The sequence below is a fragment of the Streptomyces sp. NPDC041122 genome (assembly GCF_055592445.1).
On the sequence record NZ_JBVIYQ010000003.1, the window covers coordinates 107,774 to 126,865 of the forward strand.

At 71.4% G+C, this 19,092-nt stretch carries 21 protein-coding genes and 1 tRNA gene; 17 read left to right on the forward strand and 5 right to left on the reverse strand.

Going from position 1 to position 19,092, the window contains the following annotated elements; all coding sequences use genetic code 11:
• Positions 1–198 precede the first annotated feature (198 nt).
• From ACZ6B8_RS12785 to ACZ6B8_RS12795, 3 genes are all read left to right on the forward strand, one after another.
• Complete coding sequence (locus ACZ6B8_RS12785; RefSeq protein WP_471607255.1) at positions 199–795, forward strand: HhH-GPD-type base excision DNA repair protein; 597 nt, start codon at positions 199–201, stop codon at positions 793–795.
• A 64-nt stretch (positions 796–859) separates the two neighbouring features.
• Entirely contained in the window at positions 860–1,195 is a 336-nt protein-coding gene (locus ACZ6B8_RS12790; protein ID WP_471607256.1) for a hypothetical protein, read from the forward strand.
• A gap of 95 nt (positions 1,196–1,290) precedes the next feature.
• On the forward strand, positions 1,291–1,482 hold the full coding sequence (locus ACZ6B8_RS12795; protein ID WP_471090020.1) for a hypothetical protein: 192 nt from the start codon (positions 1,291–1,293) through the stop codon (positions 1,480–1,482).
• Positions 1,483–1,558: 76 nt separating this feature from the next.
• On the opposite strand, the gene ACZ6B8_RS12800 is transcribed toward ACZ6B8_RS12795, so the two are convergent.
• Positions 1,559–3,271 (reverse strand): helicase HerA-like domain-containing protein, encoded by a 1,713-nt coding sequence (locus ACZ6B8_RS12800; protein ID WP_471607553.1) that lies wholly within the window; start codon positions 3,269–3,271, stop codon positions 1,559–1,561.
• Between the two features lie 148 nt (positions 3,272–3,419).
• Here ACZ6B8_RS12800 and ACZ6B8_RS12805 point away from each other — a divergent pair, with 148 nt between their 5' ends.
• Together ACZ6B8_RS12805 and ACZ6B8_RS12810 are read left to right on the forward strand one after the other, a co-directional pair.
• Positions 3,420–3,716: a type II toxin-antitoxin system VapB family antitoxin gene (locus ACZ6B8_RS12805; RefSeq protein WP_003955420.1), complete on the forward strand. Its 297-nt coding sequence runs from the start codon at positions 3,420–3,422 to the stop codon at positions 3,714–3,716.
• Positions 3,717–3,912: 196 nt separating this feature from the next.
• Positions 3,913–4,584 carry a LytR C-terminal domain-containing protein gene (locus ACZ6B8_RS12810; RefSeq protein WP_471607257.1) on the forward strand — a complete coding sequence of 224 codons (672 nt, stop codon included), beginning with the start codon at positions 3,913–3,915 and terminating at the stop codon, positions 4,582–4,584.
• Between the two features lie 13 nt (positions 4,585–4,597).
• Here the strand turns inward: ACZ6B8_RS12810 and upp are convergent, their stop codons facing one another.
• Positions 4,598–5,233, reverse strand: coding sequence for a uracil phosphoribosyltransferase (gene upp, locus ACZ6B8_RS12815; RefSeq protein ID WP_362375107.1), 636 nt, complete (start codon positions 5,231–5,233; stop codon positions 4,598–4,600).
• A gap of 100 nt (positions 5,234–5,333) precedes the next feature.
• Between upp and ACZ6B8_RS12820 the strand changes: the two genes are divergently transcribed.
• The 9 genes from ACZ6B8_RS12820 to ACZ6B8_RS12860 all read left to right on the forward strand — a co-directional run bounded on the left by ACZ6B8_RS12820 (position 5,334) and on the right by ACZ6B8_RS12860 (position 11,203).
• Entirely contained in the window at positions 5,334–5,504 is a 171-nt protein-coding gene (locus ACZ6B8_RS12820; protein ID WP_471090024.1) for a hypothetical protein, read from the forward strand.
• A 238-nt stretch (positions 5,505–5,742) separates the two neighbouring features.
• Positions 5,743–6,300, forward strand: coding sequence for a tRNA adenosine deaminase-associated protein (locus ACZ6B8_RS12825; RefSeq protein WP_471090091.1), 558 nt, complete (start codon positions 5,743–5,745; stop codon positions 6,298–6,300).
• A gap of 150 nt (positions 6,301–6,450) precedes the next feature.
• Positions 6,451–6,882, forward strand: a complete 432-nt coding sequence (gene tadA, locus ACZ6B8_RS12830) for a tRNA adenosine(34) deaminase TadA (RefSeq protein ID WP_471607554.1) — start codon at positions 6,451–6,453, stop codon at positions 6,880–6,882.
• Positions 6,883–6,953: 71 nt separating this feature from the next.
• A tRNA-Ser gene (locus ACZ6B8_RS12835) sits at positions 6,954–7,041 on the forward strand.
• Positions 7,042–7,523: 482 nt separating this feature from the next.
• Positions 7,524–7,703, forward strand: a complete 180-nt coding sequence (locus tag ACZ6B8_RS12840; RefSeq protein ID WP_150169725.1) for a hypothetical protein — start codon at positions 7,524–7,526, stop codon at positions 7,701–7,703.
• Between the two features lie 100 nt (positions 7,704–7,803).
• Positions 7,804–8,097, forward strand: a complete 294-nt coding sequence (locus tag ACZ6B8_RS12845; RefSeq protein WP_471090026.1) for a Dabb family protein — start codon at positions 7,804–7,806, stop codon at positions 8,095–8,097.
• A gap of 219 nt (positions 8,098–8,316) precedes the next feature.
• Positions 8,317–9,168 (forward strand): RNA polymerase sigma factor SigF, encoded by an 852-nt coding sequence (locus ACZ6B8_RS12850; protein ID WP_471090028.1) that lies wholly within the window; start codon positions 8,317–8,319, stop codon positions 9,166–9,168.
• Positions 9,169–9,412: 244 nt separating this feature from the next.
• Positions 9,413–10,276 carry an RNA polymerase sigma factor SigF gene (locus ACZ6B8_RS12855; protein ID WP_471090030.1) on the forward strand — a complete coding sequence of 288 codons (864 nt, stop codon included), beginning with the start codon at positions 9,413–9,415 and terminating at the stop codon, positions 10,274–10,276.
• 690 nt (positions 10,277–10,966) lie between these two features.
• On the forward strand, positions 10,967–11,203 hold the full coding sequence (locus ACZ6B8_RS12860; RefSeq protein ID WP_471090031.1) for a hypothetical protein: 237 nt from the start codon (positions 10,967–10,969) through the stop codon (positions 11,201–11,203).
• Between the two features lie 399 nt (positions 11,204–11,602).
• On the opposite strand, the gene ACZ6B8_RS12865 is transcribed toward ACZ6B8_RS12860, so the two are convergent.
• Positions 11,603–11,833 (reverse strand): hypothetical protein, encoded by a 231-nt coding sequence (locus ACZ6B8_RS12865; protein WP_471090033.1) that lies wholly within the window; start codon positions 11,831–11,833, stop codon positions 11,603–11,605.
• A 174-nt stretch (positions 11,834–12,007) separates the two neighbouring features.
• Here ACZ6B8_RS12865 and ACZ6B8_RS12870 point away from each other — a divergent pair, with 174 nt between their 5' ends.
• The 3 genes from ACZ6B8_RS12870 (at position 12,008) to ACZ6B8_RS12880 (ending at position 16,179) form a co-directional block, all read left to right on the forward strand.
• Positions 12,008–12,535 (forward strand): MarR family winged helix-turn-helix transcriptional regulator, encoded by a 528-nt coding sequence (locus ACZ6B8_RS12870; protein ID WP_471090035.1) that lies wholly within the window; start codon positions 12,008–12,010, stop codon positions 12,533–12,535.
• A gap of 97 nt (positions 12,536–12,632) precedes the next feature.
• Positions 12,633–15,122, forward strand: a complete 2,490-nt coding sequence (locus ACZ6B8_RS12875) for an MFS transporter (RefSeq protein ID WP_471607258.1) — start codon at positions 12,633–12,635, stop codon at positions 15,120–15,122.
• Between the two features lie 235 nt (positions 15,123–15,357).
• Positions 15,358–16,179 (forward strand): YceI family protein, encoded by an 822-nt coding sequence (locus tag ACZ6B8_RS12880; protein WP_471607259.1) that lies wholly within the window; start codon positions 15,358–15,360, stop codon positions 16,177–16,179.
• 402 nt (positions 16,180–16,581) lie between these two features.
• Here the strand turns inward: ACZ6B8_RS12880 and ACZ6B8_RS12885 are convergent, their stop codons facing one another.
• Both ACZ6B8_RS12885 and ACZ6B8_RS12890 read right to left on the reverse strand, forming a co-directional pair.
• Positions 16,582–17,355, reverse strand: a complete 774-nt coding sequence (locus ACZ6B8_RS12885; RefSeq protein ID WP_471607260.1) for a TetR/AcrR family transcriptional regulator — start codon at positions 17,353–17,355, stop codon at positions 16,582–16,584.
• Between the two features lie 130 nt (positions 17,356–17,485).
• A complete protein-coding gene (locus tag ACZ6B8_RS12890; RefSeq protein ID WP_471607261.1) occupies positions 17,486–18,988 on the reverse strand; it encodes an MFS transporter in 1,503 nt (500 codons plus the stop codon).
• Positions 18,989–19,092 lie beyond the last annotated feature (104 nt).

The following is a 19,092-nucleotide window of genomic DNA, read 5'->3' on the forward strand; positions in this document are numbered from 1 at the left end:
ACACGGGTGACGTGGAGGCGTGTGTCCTGGCTAGGAGATGCGGGGCGTAGACATGTGTCCGAGGCTAACGCGCAGGCCGGGCGGGACGCACCCGGATTTCCGCGCCCCGCGGCCGTTCACCGTTCGCCTCCGGCCCGGCGGGCGGCGCGACGGGCCGTGCGACGGGCGGCGGGGCCGTCCACGGGGGATCATCGGCGCATGGACGTGACCCTTCACCTCGCACAGGACGAGGCGGCCGACGAGCTCCTCGGCCGCAGCCCGCTGGCCGCGCTGGTCGGCATGCTCCTCGACCAGCAGGTCCCCATGGAGTGGGCGTTCGCGGGCCCGTACACGATCGCCACGCGGCTGGGCGCGGACGATCTCGACGCGCGGGAGATCGCGGCGTACGACCCCGAGGACTTCGCCGCGCTGCTCTCCACGAAGCCGGCGGTGCACCGGTACCCGGGCTCGATGGCCCGGCGGATCCAGCAGCTCTGCCAGTACCTGATGGACCACTACGACGGTGACCCGACGGCGCTGTGGCAGGACGCCGCCACCGGCGAGGAACTCCTCGGGCGCCTCAACGACCTGCCCGGCTTCGGCAAGCAGAAGTCCCAGATCTTCCTCGCCCTCCTCGGCAAGCAGCTGGGCGTCCGCCCCCAGGGCTGGCGCGAGGCCGCCGGGGACTACGGCGCCACCGAGGCGTACCGGTCCGTCGCGGACATCACGGGTCCGGAGTCCCTCCTCAAGGTCCGGGCGCACAAACAGCAGCTGAAGGCGGAGGCCAAGGCCGGACGGGGGCGGGTCGGCCCCTAGCCCATGAGGGCGGATCTCGGCGTGCGGTGGTCGACGAACCGTTCGTACGGGGGACATGCCCTCCATGAGCGCCCCGCCCCCGTACCGCCGCCACCTCACGTGGCCCCGGGTGCTGCTCACGCTCCTCGCGCTCCTGCTCGGCGCCCTGACCGCCGCCCCCACCGCCGCGGCGGGCCCGCCCCCGCCGGCCGCCGTCTCCACGGAATCCGGCGGCAGCGAGATCCAGGAGGACGCCACCGACACGGCGCTGCGCCTCCCGACCGGCCACGCCACCCGCGTCCCCACCCCCCGCACCCCCGATCCGGCGCCGCCCCGGCACCCCGCCGCCGGCCCGGCCCCGCGCCCCGCCCTTCCGCACCCCCGCGTCCCGACCCCCCGTTCGGTGGTCCTGCGCTGCTGACAGGGACCAGGACTGGGACAGGGAGCAGGCCCTCACCGGCCGCCCCCGCCCCGTCCCCCGTCAGCCGTCCCAGCGCGCAGATCAAGGACACCTTCATGCCCATCGACCCCCACGCGGCCCTGCAAGCGCTCCTGCGCGCGGAGGCCGTCCGTACGGCACCGCCGCAGTCGACACCGCCGCCGTCGGCACCCCCGCAGTCGACACCCCCGCAACCGGTCACCTCACCGGAGAAGACGCCCCGCGGGACCGACCCCACCGAACCCGAGCAGCGACCCGAGGACGCCTGACCCGACGGACGGCCCGGCGCAGTCCCGCACCAGGCAGCCCCGCACCAGGCAGCCCGCTCAGGGCGCCCCGCCGGGGTCAGCGGCGGCGCCGGGCCGTCCCGAAGACCGACCGCGAGATCTCCCGCCCGATCTGCGTCCCCATGGACCGTATCAGCGACTTGAACATCCCGCTCCCCACCACCTGCTCCACGACGGACCCCGGGCCGGGCGACCTTTCCGGCCCCCGCGGCTTCGCCGTCCCCGTCCCCGCCTCACCCGCCTTCTCCCCCGCCGTCCCCGTCTCCCTCGCCGCCAGCCTCTCGTACGCCGACTCGCGGTCCACCACCTCCGCGTACCGCGCGTACAGCGGCGACGACCGCACCGCCCCCTCCAGCGCCCCCGCCTCCACCGGCCCCATCAGCGACTCGGGCGCCCGCAGCCGCGTCGCCGCGACCGGCGTCGGCGCGCCCCGTTCGCTGAGCACGGTCACCACGGCCTCGCCCGTGCCGAGCCCGGTGAGGACCTCCTCCAGGTCGTACGCCGAGTCGGGAAACGTCCGTACCGTCGCCTTCAGCGCCTTCTGGTCGTCCGGCGTGAACGCCCGCAGCGCGTGCTGGACCCGGTTGCCGAGCTGCCCCAGCACATCCGCGGGCACGTCCTTCGGCGTCTGCGTCACGAAGAAGACGCCGACCCCCTTCGAGCGGATCAGCCGGACCGTCTGCGTGATCGACTCCAGGAACGCCTTCGACGCCCCGTTGAAGAGCAGATGCGCCTCGTCGAAGAAGAAGACGAGCTTCGGCTTCTCCACATCGCCCACCTCCGGCAGGTCGTGGTAGAGATCCGCGAGCAGCCACATCAGGAACGTCGAGAAGAGCCGCGGCTTGTCCTGGACGCCGGCCAGCTCCAGGACCGACACCAGCCCCCGCCCCTCCCCCTGTCCCTGTCCCTCCCCCTGCCCCTGCCCGTCCGGCGCGAGCCGCAGGAACTCACTCGTGTCGAACTCCGGCTCCCCGAAGAAGTCCGCCATGCCCTGCGCCTCGAACGTGGTGAGCGCCCGCAGGATGACGCCCGCGGTCACGGACGACAGCCCCCCGATGCCCTTCAGCTCCGGCTTGCCCTCGTCGGAGGTGAGGAAGGTGACGACCGCCCGCAGGTCCTTCAGGTCGACCAGTTCCAGCCCTTTCCGGTCGGCGTAGTGGAAGACCAGTCCGAGCGACTGCTCCTGGGTCTGGTTGAGCTGCAGCACCTTCGAGAGGAGCACGGGACCGAAGCTGGTGACCGTGGCCCGTACCGGAATCCCCGTACCGATGCCGCCGAGCGCGTAGAACTCGCACGGGAACCCGGTCGCCGCCCACTCCTGTCCGACGTCCCGGGCCCGCTCGGTGACCTTGTCGTTCGCTGCGCCGGGCGCCGAGATCCCCGACACGTCGCCCTTGATGTCCGCGAGGAAGACGGGGACGCCCTGCGCGGCGAGCTGTTCGGCGATGAGCTGCAGCGTCTTGGTCTTGCCCGTGCCGGTGGCGCCGGCGACGAGCCCGTGCCGGTTGAGCATGGGCAGCGGGATGCGGACCGGCGCGTCGGGCAGACACCGTCCGTCCCAGAGCAGTGCGCCCAGGTCGAGGGCCGGCCCGGCGAAGGCGTACCCGGCGGCGATCTCCGCGGCCTCCCGCGGCAGACCGCTTCCCTCCGCCCCGCCACCTGTCCCGTCGCCCCTGCTTCCGCCCGCCCCGCCACCCGGGCCTGCCGCGCCCGGCTCCGCCGCCGGTGCGGCCTCGTTCGGGGGATTCGCCCGGCTCGAAGTGGACGGCATCGGCTGGCTATCGCTCACTTCGGCCCCTGTTCCCGGCTGTTCCCGGCCGGCGCGTTTCCGGTTTGCCCCGCTTTACGGCGTCATTTCCCAGGCTCGCACTCCGTCACCATGGCTGCGCCCGGAGAGCCTTGCCCGGTAGGCTTTCCGTGTGATCTTCAAGCGCATCGGAAACGGCCGGCCGTACCCCGACCACGGCCGGGAAAGCACCCGCCAGTGGGCGGACGTCGCACCGCGCCCGGTCCGCCTCGATCAGCTCGTGACGACCAAGGGCCAGCTGGACCTCGAGACCCTGCTCGCCGAGGACTCCACGTTCTACGGCGACCTCTTCGCGCACGTCGTGAAGTGGCAGGGCGACCTCTATCTGGAGGACGGCCTGCACCGCGCGGTCCGCGCCGCGCTCCAGCAGCGCCAGGTGCTCCACGCGCGCGTACTCGAGCTGGGCTGACGCACCCGATTCGGGCTGACGCACCCGAGCCGGGCTGACGTACTCGATTCGGGCCGACCCCGACCAGGGTCCGACCGCCCCGATGGAGCCCCGCCGAGGCGGCCCCCGACCCCGCATTCGCCCTTTCGGGTTGGACTGCCCCTCAAGTAATGATCATTTAGTAGGCATCGCTCTCGCACCGCACTACGCTGCGCCCATGAGCATGCTCACTCCCCCCGGCATGGGCGGCGAATACCGCATCACGGGGGACAAATACCCACGGATGCGCCGCCCCAACGGCCACCGCAGGCTCGTACTCGCGGTCATCGCGTCCGCCGCCGCCCTCGGCCTCATCGGCTGGGGCACGCTGCAGCTCATCGATGTCTTCACGGGGGGCCACAAGGCGTCGGCGGCGAGCTCCGCGGCCGGCGACTGCGACCGTGACCCGGACGGCGGCGGCCACGACACCGCCGGCGACCCCGCCGCCGCGGCGAAGGGCAAGCCGCTGCCGAAGCCGAAGCAGATCACCGTCAACGTCTTCAACGCCACGCCCCGCGGCGGCCTGGCCAAGACCACCGCCGACGAACTCAAGAAGCGCGGCTTCGCCATCGGCAAGGTCGGCAACGCCACCAAGGAGTTCGACAAGAAGGTCAAGGGCACCGGGCTGCTGGTCGGCGCCAAGACAGCCGCCGACACCTCGCTCCCCGTCCTCGGCACCCAGCTCGCGGGCGCCGAGCTCACGTCCGACGTCCGCAAGACCGGCGATGTCGACCTGATCATCGGCGACCGGTTCAAGAACCTGGCCAAAAAGGAGGACGCCGACAAGGCCCTGGCCGCACTGGCCAAGCCCGAGCCGACGTCCGTGCCCTCAGGCAAGAAGAACTGCTAGAACGCCTGCCGCGTCACTCCGCCGCGCCGTACATCCGGTCGCCCGCGTCCCCGAGCCCGGGCACGATGTAGCCCTGCTCGTTGAGGCGCTCGTCGACCGAGGCCGTCACGACCGTCACCGGCGTCCCCGCCAGCTCCCGCTCCATGATCTCGACGCCCTCGGGGGCGGCGAGCAGCACCACGGCGGTCACGTCGTCCGCGCCGCGCTTGATGAGCTCCTGGATCGCGGCGACCAGCGTGCCGCCCGTGGCCAGCATCGGGTCCAGCACGTACACCTGGCGGCCGGAGAGGTCGTCCGGCATGCGCGTCGCGTAGGTGGACGCCTGCAGCGTCTCCTCGTTGCGCACCATGCCGAGGAAGCCCACCTCGGCGGTCGGCAGCAGCCGCACCATGCCGTCGAGCATGCCGAGACCGGCGCGCAGGATCGGCACGACCAGCGGCCGCGGGTGGGAGAGCTTGACGCCCGTGGTCCGCGAGACCGGGGTGTCGATGTCGACCTGCTCGGTGCGCACGTCCCTGGTGGCCTCGTACGCGAGCAGGGTGACCAGCTCGTCGGCGAGGCGCCGGAAGGTCGGGGAGTCGGTGCGCTTGTCGCGCAGCGTGGTGAGTTTGTGCGCCACCAGCGGGTGGTCGACGACGTGGATCCGCATGACATCAACAGTAACCGGGCCCGGACCCCACGCCTCTCGCTGGCATCAACACCGCCGTCCGAGGGAAGGTGGGGACGTACGAACTGAGGTGGTGTGGCCCATGGCGGAGCGCAAACCGGACGACGAGAACGACGCCGAGCGCCGCAGGCGCCGCGCCCAGTTCCTGCGAGAACGCACCGAGGCCATCGAGCTCCGCGACCGCGTGAAGCCGCGCCGCGCCCGGGCGGCACGCATGCGTCAGCAGATGCGCATGCGTACGTTCCGCTGGTAGTCACCGGCGGCCGGCTCCCGCCCGCGGGCCCCTGCCGGAGCTCCGTCGGAGCCTTCGGCGAGGCCTCCCGGACAACGCGACGCGGAACACAGCGAGCGGAAGACCTCTCCTGACGGCGCCGTTTCTGCCACGATTCCGAATGGGCGGGGCTCGAACGCAGTGCTCCCCGCTCCCCGACCTCGCCGGGGGGACCCCAAACCGCCAACCGGCACTGCCTATGACCAGTGGGAGAGTCACGGTGTACTTCGCCGCACTGCTCGCGCGCACCGAAGACGGGTGGGAAGCGAGCGACACGGAGCTCGACGATGTGGAGACCCTGGCGGATCTGGCCGATCTGGCCCGTGAAGCCACGGCTGACTACGACGACGACACAGTGCTCGTCTTCATCGAACAGGAAGACGCGTGGTTCGGCGTCGTCCGCGTGGACGGTGAGGAGGACCCTCGTATCTATGTCTCGGACGCTGCCGCGGCCGCCCGCAGCTCGTACGGGGAGATCCTGCTCACCGACGAGATGCTGGGCCGCGACCCGGACGACGACGGGGCGGTCGACCTCGACGCCCTCGACCTCGACGGTACGGAGGACGGTGAACCCGAGGAGTCCGACACGGACTCCGACGGCGACGCGGACGACGGCGCCGGCACCTCGGGAGTGCCGTCCGGGCCCCTGGGCGACACGGAGATCCTCGCCGACCTCGGCGTGCCCGAGAAGGATCTGCTCGGTCTGGAGGCAGGCGACGCGCTCAGCGACATCGCCGAAATCCTCGGGGCGGCGGAGGTGCTCGAGACCGTCCGCTAGGTTCCCCGTGTGACCGACCCGAACGACCCGACCGGCTCGACCGACCCGAACGCCGGCCGTCCCCTCCTCTCCGACCGTTCCCTCCTCTCCGACCGTTCCCCCGACGACATCACCGAAGGTGATCCCGTACGCGACCGCTGGCGGGCGCCCATGCGGCTCGCTCTGGCCGAGGCCGGGCTGGCCGCCGAGGGCGGCGACGTGCCCGTCGGCGCCGTCGTGCTGTCCCCGGACGGTACGACGGTGCTCGCGACGGGCCACAACGAACGCGAGGCGACCGGCGACCCCACCGCCCACGCGGAGGTGCTCGCCCTGCGCAGGGCCGCCGCCGGACTCGGCGAGTGGCGGCTGACCGGCTGCACGCTCGTCGTCACGCTGGAGCCCTGCACGATGTGCGCGGGCGCGCTCGTGCAGTCCCGGGTGGACCGGGTCGTCTACGGAGCGCTCGACGAGAAGGCCGGGGCGGCGGGCTCCCTCTGGGACGTCGTACGCGACCGGAGGCTCAACCACCGCCCCGAGGTCATCCAGGGAGTCCTCGCCGACGAGTGCGCGGCGCTGCTCACGGAGTTCTTCCGGAACCGCTGACTCGCGGGGCACTCGAGGGGCCGGCCGAACGGATTTCAGAACACGGGCCACCTTGGGCTAGAGTTCCTCTCGGTAGCGTGTCCGAGCGGCCGAAGGAGCTCGCCTCGAAAGCGAGTGAAGGGTAACCCCCTTCCGTGGGTTCAAATCCCACCGCTACCGCTCTCGATACGAAGGGCCCGTCCAGCTGGACGGGCTCTTCGTCGTGTCGTCGTGCGTGCTGCCGGCGTGCTGCCTGCGTGGTGCGGGCCGCGTGCGGTCGCGCGTACCCGCCCGCATGGACCGCGCACGCGAAGAGCCCCGGCGCCTTCCACGCGCCGGGGCTCTCTCCCGCCGGGACGGGGGGAACGGCATCGGGGGGACAAGCCGCTCCCCCCGACGAGGACCGGACCTCAAGTCAGCGCCGCCGTCGGGGGGAAGCGAACGGCGCGGACCCCGCAGTAGGGCCGGTCCCTCACCCGCGGATTCCTGCCAGATCCGCTGGGCTCACCACCCATCCTGCTCCCCGCGCCACCCGTGGGGCGCGGGCAAAGGGCCTCTGCTGCCGGGCCGTTGGTCCCTAAAAGCCCCGTGAGTACGGCCCGGGTTAGACTCACCGCGATCACAGGGGACACACGCGTCGCGGGCAAGGGGAGGCCAGGATCGTGGCAGTGCAGTGGAAGAAGCTCGGCCTTTTCGCCGTGGTCGTCTTCGTGCTCTACGTGATCATCACGGACCCGGCCAAGGCCGCGGACTACGTCCAGATAGGCTTCGAAGGGATCTCGAGCGCCGCTCAAAGCATCGGGGACTTCATGACGTGGGTCGCCAACGGAGGCAAGGACTGAGCGGCCGGAATCGACCGGTCCGGCCCGCGCGGCCGGGGCGGGACGGCTTCCGATCCCCCGCCCTTCCCCCTCCCCTCCCCGCCTTCCCCAAGGAGTGCCCGTGATCCGCCATCTGGTCCTCTTCAAGCTCAACGACGGTGTGCGGCGCGACGAACCGCGCGTGGTCGAGGGCGTCGAGGCCTTCCGCGCCCTCGGCGAGCAGATCCCGGAGCTCACGTTCTGGGAGTGCGACTGGAACATCACCGACCGCCCCATCGCCTACGACTTCGCCATCAACTCGGCGGTCGAGGACACCGATGCGCTGAAACGGTACATCGAGCACCCCGCCCACCAGGCCGGCGTCGCGCTCTGGCGCGAGTTCGCCACGTGGGTCATCGCGGACTACGCGTTCTGATCCGGGTCGCGCTCCTCCCACCTCGCCACTTCGGCCCCGCACCGCGACGGTGCGGGGCCGTTCGCTGTCGTACGCCCTCCCTCTTGCCCTCAACACGTAGTTATCAGGTGCTTGCACACAGTGCACATGTCTTGTGATGCTATGACCGCTTTTGACGGATGAGTTGACCGAGGTCGACCGAGCTTGACTGAGCTTGTCTGAGAAGGGGTGGCGTTGCCCGTGCCGGCCAGTACTGCGCCCGAAGCTCCACCCGCCACACCCGTACCGGGCGCCGGGACCCCCCGGAGCGCCGGGACCACCGGAAGCACGCGCGGTGCCGACACCCGGGCCCTCACCCAGGTGCTCTTCGGTCAGCTGAAGGAGCTGGAGCCGGGCAGTCCGGAACACGGCCGGGTGCGCGGCGCCCTCATCGAGGCCAACCTGCCGCTCGTGCGGTACGCCGCCGCCCGCTTCCGCAGCCGCAACGAGCCGATGGAGGACGTCGTCCAGGTCGGCACCATCGGGCTGATCAACGCCATCGACCGGTTCGACCCGGAGCGCGGGGTGCAGTTCCCGACCTTCGCGATGCCGACCGTCGTCGGCGAGATCAAGCGGTACTTCCGCGACAACGTCCGCACCGTCCACGTACCGCGCCGACTGCACGAGCTGTGGGTGCAGGTGACCGGCGCGACCGAGGACCTCACCACCGCCTTCGGGCGCTCGCCGACGACCTCGGAGATCGCCGAGCGGCTGCGCATCACCGAGGACGAGGTGCTGGCCTGCATCGAGGCCGGCCGCTCGTACCACGCGACGTCACTGGAGGCGGCCCAGGAGGGCGACGGCCTGCCCGGCCTGCTCGACCGGCTCGGCTACGAGGACCCCGCGCTCGACGGCGTCGAACACCGCGACCTCGTACGTCATCTCCTGGTCCAACTCCCCGAGCGGGAACAGCGGATCCTGCTGCTCCGCTACTACAGCAATCTGACGCAGTCACAGATCAGCGCCGAACTCGGCGTCTCCCAGATGCATGTGTCGAGACTGCTCGCCCGGAGCTTCGCACGCCTTCGGTCCGCAAATCGGATCGAGGCGTAACCGTATCGAGTGGAGTGCCGTCGCGGCGGTTGCCGACGGCACTCTTTGCTGAAAAGCCTCAGACCCCCTCTTTCCTGCATGGATGTCACCCTTGTTTGTCGACAAGTAACTACAGCGTGTTGCCGACATGTGACATTCTGCTGGAACCGCGTTTGCCGTAGCCCCACCTCCGGTATTCAGGTGGAGGCTGCGTTCCTCCGACGGGAGCGCCCGCCGCGACCGTCCGCGACCTCAAGGGGGTGGCATGTCCGCAGACCAGGGCAGCTCGAAGGTGCTCACGCTCACGCTCACCAAGAGCCCGAGCGAATCCGCGCCCGACGCGCTTCAGAGCTCAACGGCTCCGGAAGTCATCGACACCCGGACCCTGTCCCGCTCCCTCTTCCTGCGGCTCGCCGCGCTCGACCAGGACAGCCCGGAGCGCGCCTATGTGCGCGACACGCTCATCGAGCTCAACCTCCCGCTCGTGCGGTACGCGGCGGCCCGCTTCCGCAGTCGCAACGAACCGATGGAGGACATCGTCCAGGTCGGCACGATCGGCCTGATCAAGGCGATCGACCGTTTCGACTGCGAACGCGGCGTGGAGTTCCCGACGTTCGCGATGCCGACGGTCGTCGGTGAGATCAAGCGCTTCTTCCGGGACACCAGTTGGTCGGTGCGGGTCCCGCGCCGCCTCCAGGAGCTGCGGCTCGCGCTCACCAAGACCAGCGACGAGCTGGCCCAGCGGCTGGACCGCTCGCCGACCGTCCCCGAACTGGCCGCCGCGCTCGGCGTCTCCGAGGAGGACGTGGTCGACGGCCTCGCCGTCGGCAACGCGTACACGGCCTCCTCGCTGGACTCCCCGACGCCCGAGGACGACGGCGGCGAGGGCTCCCTCGCGGACCGCCTCGGGTACGAGGACTCGGCCCTGGAGGGTGTGGAGTACCGCGAGTCCCTCAAGCCGCTGCTCGCCAAGCTGCCGCCGCGCGAGCGCCGCATCATCATGCTGCGTTTCTTCGCCAACATGACGCAGTCGCAGATCGGCGAGGAGGTCGGCATCTCCCAGATGCACGTCTCGCGGCTGCTGACGCGGACGCTGGCGCAGCTGCGGGACGGGCTCATCGCGGACTGAGGCCCGCGAAGTCGCATGCGCTTCGCCTCACGTGCCGGGTAACTCACGCGCCTCGTAACTCTCGTACCCGGCACCGGTGTTGCTGACGGGGTTCCTCATTGACGGGCCGTCAGACACACTGGCGCGATGCGACGTGGAGTGCGGGATGTCCTCGGTGCGGGGGCCGCTGTGCTGTGCCTCGGCGGCCTGCTGTCCGCCTGCGGCGGTGACAGTGGCGACGGTTACGTGGCGACGGGCGCGGCGGGGGCCTCGCCCGGGCGGGCGCCGGGCAAGACGGTGGGGCCCACGGGTGACGTGAGGATGGTGCCACTGGAGCGGGACGGTTCCGGCGACTCGCCGGGGGCGGCGTCGGAGGGCGGCCCCGGGGCGGGGGGCCGTGCCGGCGACTCGGCGGGGAAGTGGCCGGGCAAGTCGCCGGGCAAGTCACGGGGCGGGGAAGGACGTTCGGGCGCGGGCTCGGATTCCGGGTCGGGGTCGTCTTCGTCGCCGACTGGGGCCTCGTCGGGGCGCGGGGACGGTCGTACGGGTACGGGTTCTGGTGCGGGTACGGGGTCAGGTGCGGGTACGGGTGGGAGTTCCCCGAGCCCGTCGGGGCCGGGGGCGGATCCGTCCCCGAGTGGGCCCGCGGTTCTCGCCGTCGGCGATCCGGAACGGGCCCCTGCGGACAAGCGGTGGTGCGAGAAGGTGACGGTGACCTTCCGCAACACGGGTGGGTCCGCGGTGCGTTCGGGGGAGGTCACGTTCGGCACGCACATCATCGGGGCGCTCGGGGTGGACTGGGCCACGATCAAGTCGACGGTGGCGTTGCCGGCTCCGATCGGTGCGGGGCAGAAGAGGGTGAGGACCTGGCCGGTGTGTGTGGACGCGTGGCGCGTGCCGCTGGGTATGCGGGTGGAGACGCGGGACGTCTGGGTGGACTGGGAGTAGGCCCCCCGTGGGGGGGGGGGGGGGGGCTGAAGGCTGACTCTCCCCTGCGGGTGCGTCGTTGGCCGCTCGCGCAGTTCCCCGCGCCCCTGAGGGGTACGTGAGGCTGTCGTTCATCTGCGGGTGCGTCGTGGTTGCTCGCGCAGTTCCCCGCGCCCCTGACGGGGCGCCTGAGGCCATCGTTCGCCTGCGGGTGCGTCGTGCTTGCTCGCGCAGTTCCCCGCGCCCCTGACGGGGCGCTCGTGTCGTCGTTCCCCTGCGGGACCCGCCGGTCTGGGGCGGGGGCTTCTCGGGGGCGGGGCTGCGGGTAGCTCAGGGGCGCGGGGAACTGCGCGACCAGCCACCGGCCACCCGCAGATCAGAAACCGCCCAAGCCCCGCAGCGGAAACCGCCGGAACCCCCCTACGACAACGCCAGCCACGCCACTCCCACCACGATCACGATCGCGAGGATCACGCCGACGATCAGGCCCACCCGGGGGCCCGAAGAGGACGTCGCCGCCTGCGGCTGACTCCCCCGCGGCGCCTCGTCGACGAAGGCGCGGAACATCTGCGTGCTGCCGGCGGGGTCGGGGGTGCCCTGCGGAGCGTGGTGACCCTGGTTGCCCTGGTTGCCCTGGGGGTTGTGTGCCATGGAGCAGGACCCTAGCGAATCCACGGCCATCGGCCCAACCCCCTCTGGCCAGGGACTTTACGACCCGGCCCCCAGAGCTTTGCCGACTCTTTAGGCCGAAGGTCCGCTTTTAGTTTGCCTGCGGCAACCAACTGCTTCTATCGTTGCCCTAAGCAACAAAAAATTGGAGGTGCCGTGGCCGCGCAGCGTCAGTACGAGGAGCTGGCCCAGCAGCTCAGCGCCATCGGTGCCGTGAAGCGTGGCCTCGGAAGGGGCCTGCCGCACGACTGCCCGGCCGGATCCGCCGCCGTCCTCATCCTGCTCGACCGCCACGGCGCGATGCGGATGAGCAGGCTCGCGGAGCTGCTCGCCGTCGACACGTCGGTGACCAGCCGCCACGTGGCGCACGTCGCGGACAAGGAGTGGATCGCCCGCGATCCCGACCCCGCGGACAGGCGCTCCCGGATCCTGCGGCTCACGCCCGACGGCAAGGCCAAGGTGGACGAGCTCGCCGAGCTCTCCATCCGGACGCTCACCCACTACTTGCACGACTGGAGCGACGAAGAGGTCGTCCAGCTCAGCACGCTGCTCGCGCGCCTGCGCGACAGTTTCGGGGACTGCCGAGCGGTCTCGGCCCGCCCCGCGGCGGGGCCGCACGCGTCGCAGCCCCCCTCCCCCCACGACGTGCGGACCACGTCGGAGACCACCCGTACACCCGCGTAAGAAAAGGAACTCCATGGCAACAACCACACCAGCCGGTGTGCGGGGCAGCCATGCCAAGCACGGAGCACATCACGGCCACCCCGGTGAGAACGCTCCGATGACGCACCGGCAGATCATGGAAGCGCTGTCCGGGCTGCTGCTCGGCATGTTCGTGGCGATCCTGTCGTCGACGATCGTCTCCAACGCCCTGCCCGAAATCATCGGCGACCTCGGCGGCGGCCAGTCCGCCTACACCTGGGTCGTCACCGCGTCGCTGCTCGCCATGACCGCGACGACACCCCTGTGGGGCAAGCTCTCGGACCTCTTCAGCAAGAAGGCCCTGGTCCAGATAGCCCTGATCATCTACGTCGGCGGATCGGTCGTCGCCGGTCTCTCGCAGAGCGCCGGGATGCTGATCGCCTGCCGCGTTGTGCAGGGCATCGGCGTGGGCGGTCTCTCCGCCCTCGCGCAGATCGTCATGGCCGCGATGATCTCCCCGCGCGAGCGCGGCCGGTACTCCGGCTACCTCGGCGCCACCTTCGCCGTCGCCACCGTCGGCGGCCCGCTGCTCGGCGGTGTCATCACCGACACCTCGTGGCTCGGCTGGCGCTGGTGCTTCTACGTCGGCGTGCCGTTCGCGATCATCGCGCTGATCGTCCTGCAGAAGACCCTGAAGCTCCCCGTCGTCAAGCGCGACGTGAAGGTCGACTGGGGCGGCGCCTTCTTCATCAGCGCTGCGGTCTGCCTGCTGCTCGTCTGGGTCACCTTCGCCGGTGACAAGTACGACTGGATGTCGTGGCAGACGGCCGCCATGGTCGGCGGCTCGATCGTCCTCGGACTCCTCTTCGTGCTCGTCGAGACGAAGGCCAAGGAGCCGATCATCCCGCTGCGGCTCTTCCGCAACCGGACCATCACCCTCGCCTCGCTCGCCTCGCTCTTCGTGGGTGTCGCGATGTTCGCGGGCACGGTCTACTTCAGCCAGTACTTCCAGCTCGCCCGGGGCAAGTCCCCGACGATGTCCGGCGTCATGACGATCCCGATGATCGGTGGTCTGTTCATCTCGTCGACCGTCTCCGGCCAGGTCATCACCAAGACCGGCAAGTGGAAGGCGTGGCTGGTCAGCGGCGGCGTGCTGGTGACGGCGGGCCTCGGTCTGCTCGGCACCATCCGGTACGACACCGAGTACTGGCACATCGCGATCTTCATGGCCCTGATGGGTCTCGGCATCGGCATGATGATGCAGAACCTGGTCCTGTGCACGCAGAACCAGGTCGCCCCCGAGGACCTCGGATCCGCCAGCTCCACCGTCACCTTCTTCCGCTCCCTGGGCGGTGCGATGGGTGTCTCGGCGCTCGGCGCGATCATGTCCACGCGGATCACCGACTACGTCAAGGACGGCATCAACGACCTCGGCCCGAAGGCCGCGGCGCAGTTCGGCCACGGCGGCACGGGCGGCGGCGGCATCCCGGACCTGGACAAGATCCCGGAGCCGTTCCGCACGGTGATGGAGAGCTCGTACGGGCACGGCATCGCCGACGTCTTCCTGATCGCCGCGCCGCTCGCGTTCCTCGCCTTCCTGATCACCCTCTTCATCAAGGAGGTTCCGCTGCGGACGTCGGGCGGCATCGCCCAGGCCGCCGCGGCGACCACGGACGGCGCGGCTCCGGCCGACGCCCCTGCCGACGCCACGGCTTCCGCCGCTCCCGCGGCCACCGCCGAGCAGCCCGTGCTCGCCTCCGTCGCCTCGCACACCGAGGCCGGGCCCGAGGGGCCCGAGGGCACGCAGCGGCTCGCCGCCGTGGCGTCCGCCGCCGAGGCCGGCACGGGGGATCTTCCTCCGGTCACCAACGGCATCCCGGTCCGCGGCCATGTCCGCGGCGCCGAGAGCGCGCCCGTTCCGCGGGCCGCCGTCACGCTGATCTCCCTCGGGGGACGGCAGCTGGGCCGTGCGGTCGCGCAGGGCGACGGTGCCTACACCGTCGACGCCCCGGGCGCCGGGTCGTACGTGCTCATCGCCTCCGCCGACGGCTTCCAGCCGCAGGCCTCGACCGTGGTCGTGGGCGAGGACGCGCTGTCGTACGACATCCTCCTCAGCGGCACCAGCGGGCTGAGCGGGCTCGTGCGGGACGCCGACAGCAAGCTGCCGGTCAGCGGCGCGATGGTCATTGTGACCGACGTCCGCGGTGACGTGCTGGCCACCGGACTCTCCGGCGAGCAGGGCGAGTTCACGTTCGCCGAGCTGGTCCCCGGCACCGTCACCATCGCGGTGAACGCCGCCGGTCACCGGCCGACGGCGCTGCCCGTCGAGGTCGGCGGCACCGGGGTCACCCGGGTCGAGGTCGAGCTCAAGTCCGGCGCGCGGGTGCTCGGCACCGTGCGGGCCGGTGGCTCGGCGCTGAACGACGCCCGCGTCACGCTGGTGGACGCCGCCGGCAACGTCGTCGCCACCGCGACCACCGGGGCGGACGGGGCGTACGCCTTCACCGACCTGGACAGCGGGGAGTACACGGTCATCGCGACGGGGTACCCGCCGGTGGCCACGGGGCTGACGGTCGCCGGCAGCGGCACCGACGGCCACGACATCGAGCTCGCCCACCCGGGCGAGTGACCGGCCCCGGCCCGGAGCCGCGCCCCGAGCGGAGGCGCGGCCCCGGGCCGGTCGCGGAAAGGGCCCCCGGGCCGGCGGTGGCGTTCACGGCAGGGGACGGCCGGCCACCGTCGGCCCGGGGGCGTCTGCGTCTGACCGCGGCTGACCGCGGTGTCTGCGGCTTTCTGCGGCTGACCGCATCTGACTTTGGGACTTTGGGGCTTCCCCTCGGGAAGTCCGGCAAGGAGTAAACGGGATGGCACTGAACGCTCGGATCCGTACGCGTGACGGGTGGGCCGTACCCCACGCCGTCGTCACGGTGACCGACATGACCGGCACGCAGGTGCTGCGGGCCGCCACGGACGGCGAGGGCGTCGTACGCGACGAGACCCCGCTCGCGGCCGGGCCCTACACCGTCATCGTCACCGCCGTCGGGTACGCGCCCGTCGCCTCCACGGCGCTCGTCACCGCGAGCGGGCGGGCCGAGGTCGGCAACGTCGTCCTCGCCCGGCAGGGCGGCACGGAGCTGCCGCCGCCCGGGCCGTGGGCCATCGACCCCGCGCACTCGACCGTGGGCGCGGTCGCCCAGCACCTCGGGATCACCAGCGTGCACGGGCGGTTCACGGAGTTCGGCGGGCGGATCGAGATCGCCGAGGACGTCGAGAAGTCGCGCGTCGAGGCGGTCATCCGGTCGGCGTCGATCGACACGGGCAACGGCATGCGGGACGGGCACCTGAAGTCTCCGGACTTCCTGGACGTCGAGCAGTACCCCGAGCTCACGTACCGCTCGACCGGTCTGACGCCGTCGGGTACGGACCGGTGGACGGTCCACGGTGAGCTGGGCATGCACGGGGTCGTGCGGCCGGTGGACCTGGACCTCAATTACCTCGGGACCGGGGCGGATCCGTGGGGCGGAACGCGGGCGGCGTTCCGTGCGACGGCCGAGCTGCGGCGGGAGGACTTCGCGATGAACTACAACCAGGTGGTGCAGGCGGGGATCTCGGCGATCGGGACGACGTTGCGGGTGTCTCTGGACATTCAGGCGGTGCAGGGGGAGGCGCTGCCGGAGGTGGGCTGAGGCGTTGCCGGAGGTGGGCTGAGGGTCCTGGCGGGGCGCCTTGGGGGGCCTGCGCCTTGGGTCCGTCTGTGGGTGCGGGGCCGTGGGGGTATGTGCGTACTCGCCATCCCTGCGGCGCTGCCTCGCGGACAATGTTGCTATTGCGTGCTCGGTGCTCCGTGCGCACATACCCCCACGTCCCCTCCCGTCTCGTACGCGCCTGCGGGCCGGTGGGGCGGCTCCGCGCCAGCCACCCGGCGCCGGGGGGGCCGGCCCGCCCGCCCCTACTCCGACCCTGCGGTGCGGGGCAAACGGGTGGGTGGGAGACATCCGCCGCGGAGCGGCGGGGCTGTTTGGAGCCGGTGGGGGGAGAGAGCAGGGGGGCACCCCCACCCCGCCCACCCACAGCGGAGTGACACGGCGTCAGGGACGGGGTAGGAGGGACTCGATGCCCGCGATCATCAGGTCGAGGGCGATCGTGAAGTCCCGTTCCCACATTTCCTCGACCGTGTCGCCGTCCCGCGCCGCCATCAGCTCGTCCGCGCTCTCCAGGAGCCCGTGCGACGCCAGCTCGTCGCGGACCGTGCCGGCCGCCTCGCGGTAGTACTCCTCCTGCGACATCCCCGCCTCCGCGCACCGCGAGATGTAGTGGCCCTCGATCGTGCCGAAGCCGTACACGAACTGGAAGACCGCCGAGATCGCTCCGTTCTGCGTGTACGCGGGAAGCCCGGTGCTGCGTACCGTGAACTGGATGGCCCGGGCGAATGCCAGCCAGTTGGGGCCGATGTTGAGGTACCGGCCGACCAGCGGGGACACCCACGGGTGCCGGATCAGCGCCGCCCGGTACTCCTCCGCCAGCGCGCGGAGCTGCTCGCGCCAGGCCTCGGGCGCCGCCTCGGTGTCGGGCAGCCGCATCTCTCCGCACACCGCGTCGAGGGCGAGCTCCAGGAGGTCGTCCTTGGTGTCCACGTACCAGTAGACCGACATGGCCGTGACGTTGAGCTCGCCGGCCAGCCTGCGCATGGAGAACTTGTCGAGGCCCTCCGCGTCCAGGAGCCGGACCGTCGCCTCGGTGATGCGGTCACGGTCGAGGCCGCTCGGCTGGTCGCCCTTGCGGCCGCCGCCGCGCGGGGCCTTGGCCTGCAGCCAGACGCTCGACCGCGCCGTGTTCTTCGTGCGGCCGGCTGCCTTCGCCATGGCGCACCTTCCTCGTTGGTCCTCGGGCCGGGAGCGGTTGTCTCCGGGCGGGTGTCCGTCTGCGGGCGGGCGGCGTGGGAGGGCGGTCGCCCCGGTCCGCTCCGGAACCGGATGTCCGCCCTCCCCGATGCTATGCCGCTGTCTTACCCACGGAGTCTGCCCTCTCCGCCCTGCGCAGCAACGCGGCCGCGAGGATGCCCCCGGCGAACACCGCGGCCGCGCCGACCAGCTGACTCGTCTCCAGGCCCGAGGAGAACGCGTCGGCGATCCGGGCGCGCTCGCCCGGCGACTCCGCCGCGGCCATCGCGGCGGGGAACGAGGCGGCGGAGACCGCCACCAGCGCGGCGAAGCGGGAGTTGAGGACCGCGCCGAGCACGGCGACGCCGAGGCCGTTGCCGAACTCCGCGAGCGTGCCGTTGATGCCCGCCCCCACGCCCGCCTTCTCCGGCGGAATGGCGCTCATGATGGCGTTGGCCATGGCCGGCATGGCCAGCGCGATGCCCGCGCCCATCACGATGAGGCCGAGCAGCAGGCCGTTGTAGTTGTCGCCGCCGAGCAGCGCTATGGCCGCGAGCCCGGCGGCGAGCAGGCTCATGCCGGACGCGATCGTGACCGGCGTGCCCATCCTGGCGTGCAGCTTCGCGCCGACGCCCGCCAGGTTCAGGGCCACGATGGTCACCGCGAGCGGCGCCGTGCGCAGCGCCGCCTCCAGCGGCTCGTACCCGAGCACGAACTGCAGGTGCTGGGTGAGCAGGAAGAGCGAGCCGCTCAGGCCGAACGCCACCAGGATGGCGCCGGCCACCGCCCCGACGAAGCGCTGGTTGCGGAAGAAGTGCATGTCCAGCATCGGGTACGGGACGCGCAGCTCCCAGAGCGCGAACGCGCCGAGCACCAGGACGCCGCCGGCCGCGGAGACCAGCACCCGCGACGACGTCCAGCCGTGTTCGGGGCCGGAGATGATCGCGTAGACCACCGCGGCCATGCCGATCGTGGAGAGCAACGCGCCCAGGAGGTCGGGGCGCTCGCCATGGGGGTTCTTGGACTCGGGCACCAGTTTGAGGACCGCGATCAGGCCGAGCAGTGCCACCGGGATGTTGATCAGGAAGATCGAACCCCACCAGAAGTGGTCGAGCATGAAGCCGCCGAGCAGCGGACCGGCCGCGAACCCGAGGGAGTTGATGGTGGCCCAGAGGCCGATCGCCTTGACGCGCTCGGCGTCGTCGAAGATCTGCACGACCACCGCGAGGGTGGTCGTCATGAGCAGCGCGCCGCCCACACCCATGCCCGCGCGGGCGGCGATGAGCTGCCCGGAGTTCTGCGCGAGACCGGCCGCCAGCGAGCCGATGCCGAACAGGGCGAGGCCCGCCGCGAGCAGCTTCTTGCGGCCGTAGCGGTCGGCGGCGCTGCCCGCGGTGAGCAGCAGCCCCGACTGGACCAGCGAGTACGCGTTGATCATCCACTGGATGTCGGACGTGGAGGCGTCCAGCTCCCGGGTGAGGGAGGGGATCGCGACGCTGAGGACGGTGTTGTCCAGCAGCACGGTGAGCTGCGCCAGGCAGATGACGCCGAGGATCAGCCAGCGCTGCGGGTGCCTGGACGAGGCGGTGGGGGTCTCGGCAGTCGTCGCCGTCATGCGGCCCTCCCTTTCCCTGTTCCCTGTTCTACGGTGTATGGGGCTGTGTGACTTACAGCGTAGAACACTTCTCATACGGCGTACAAGAGATTTACGGGAGGGGG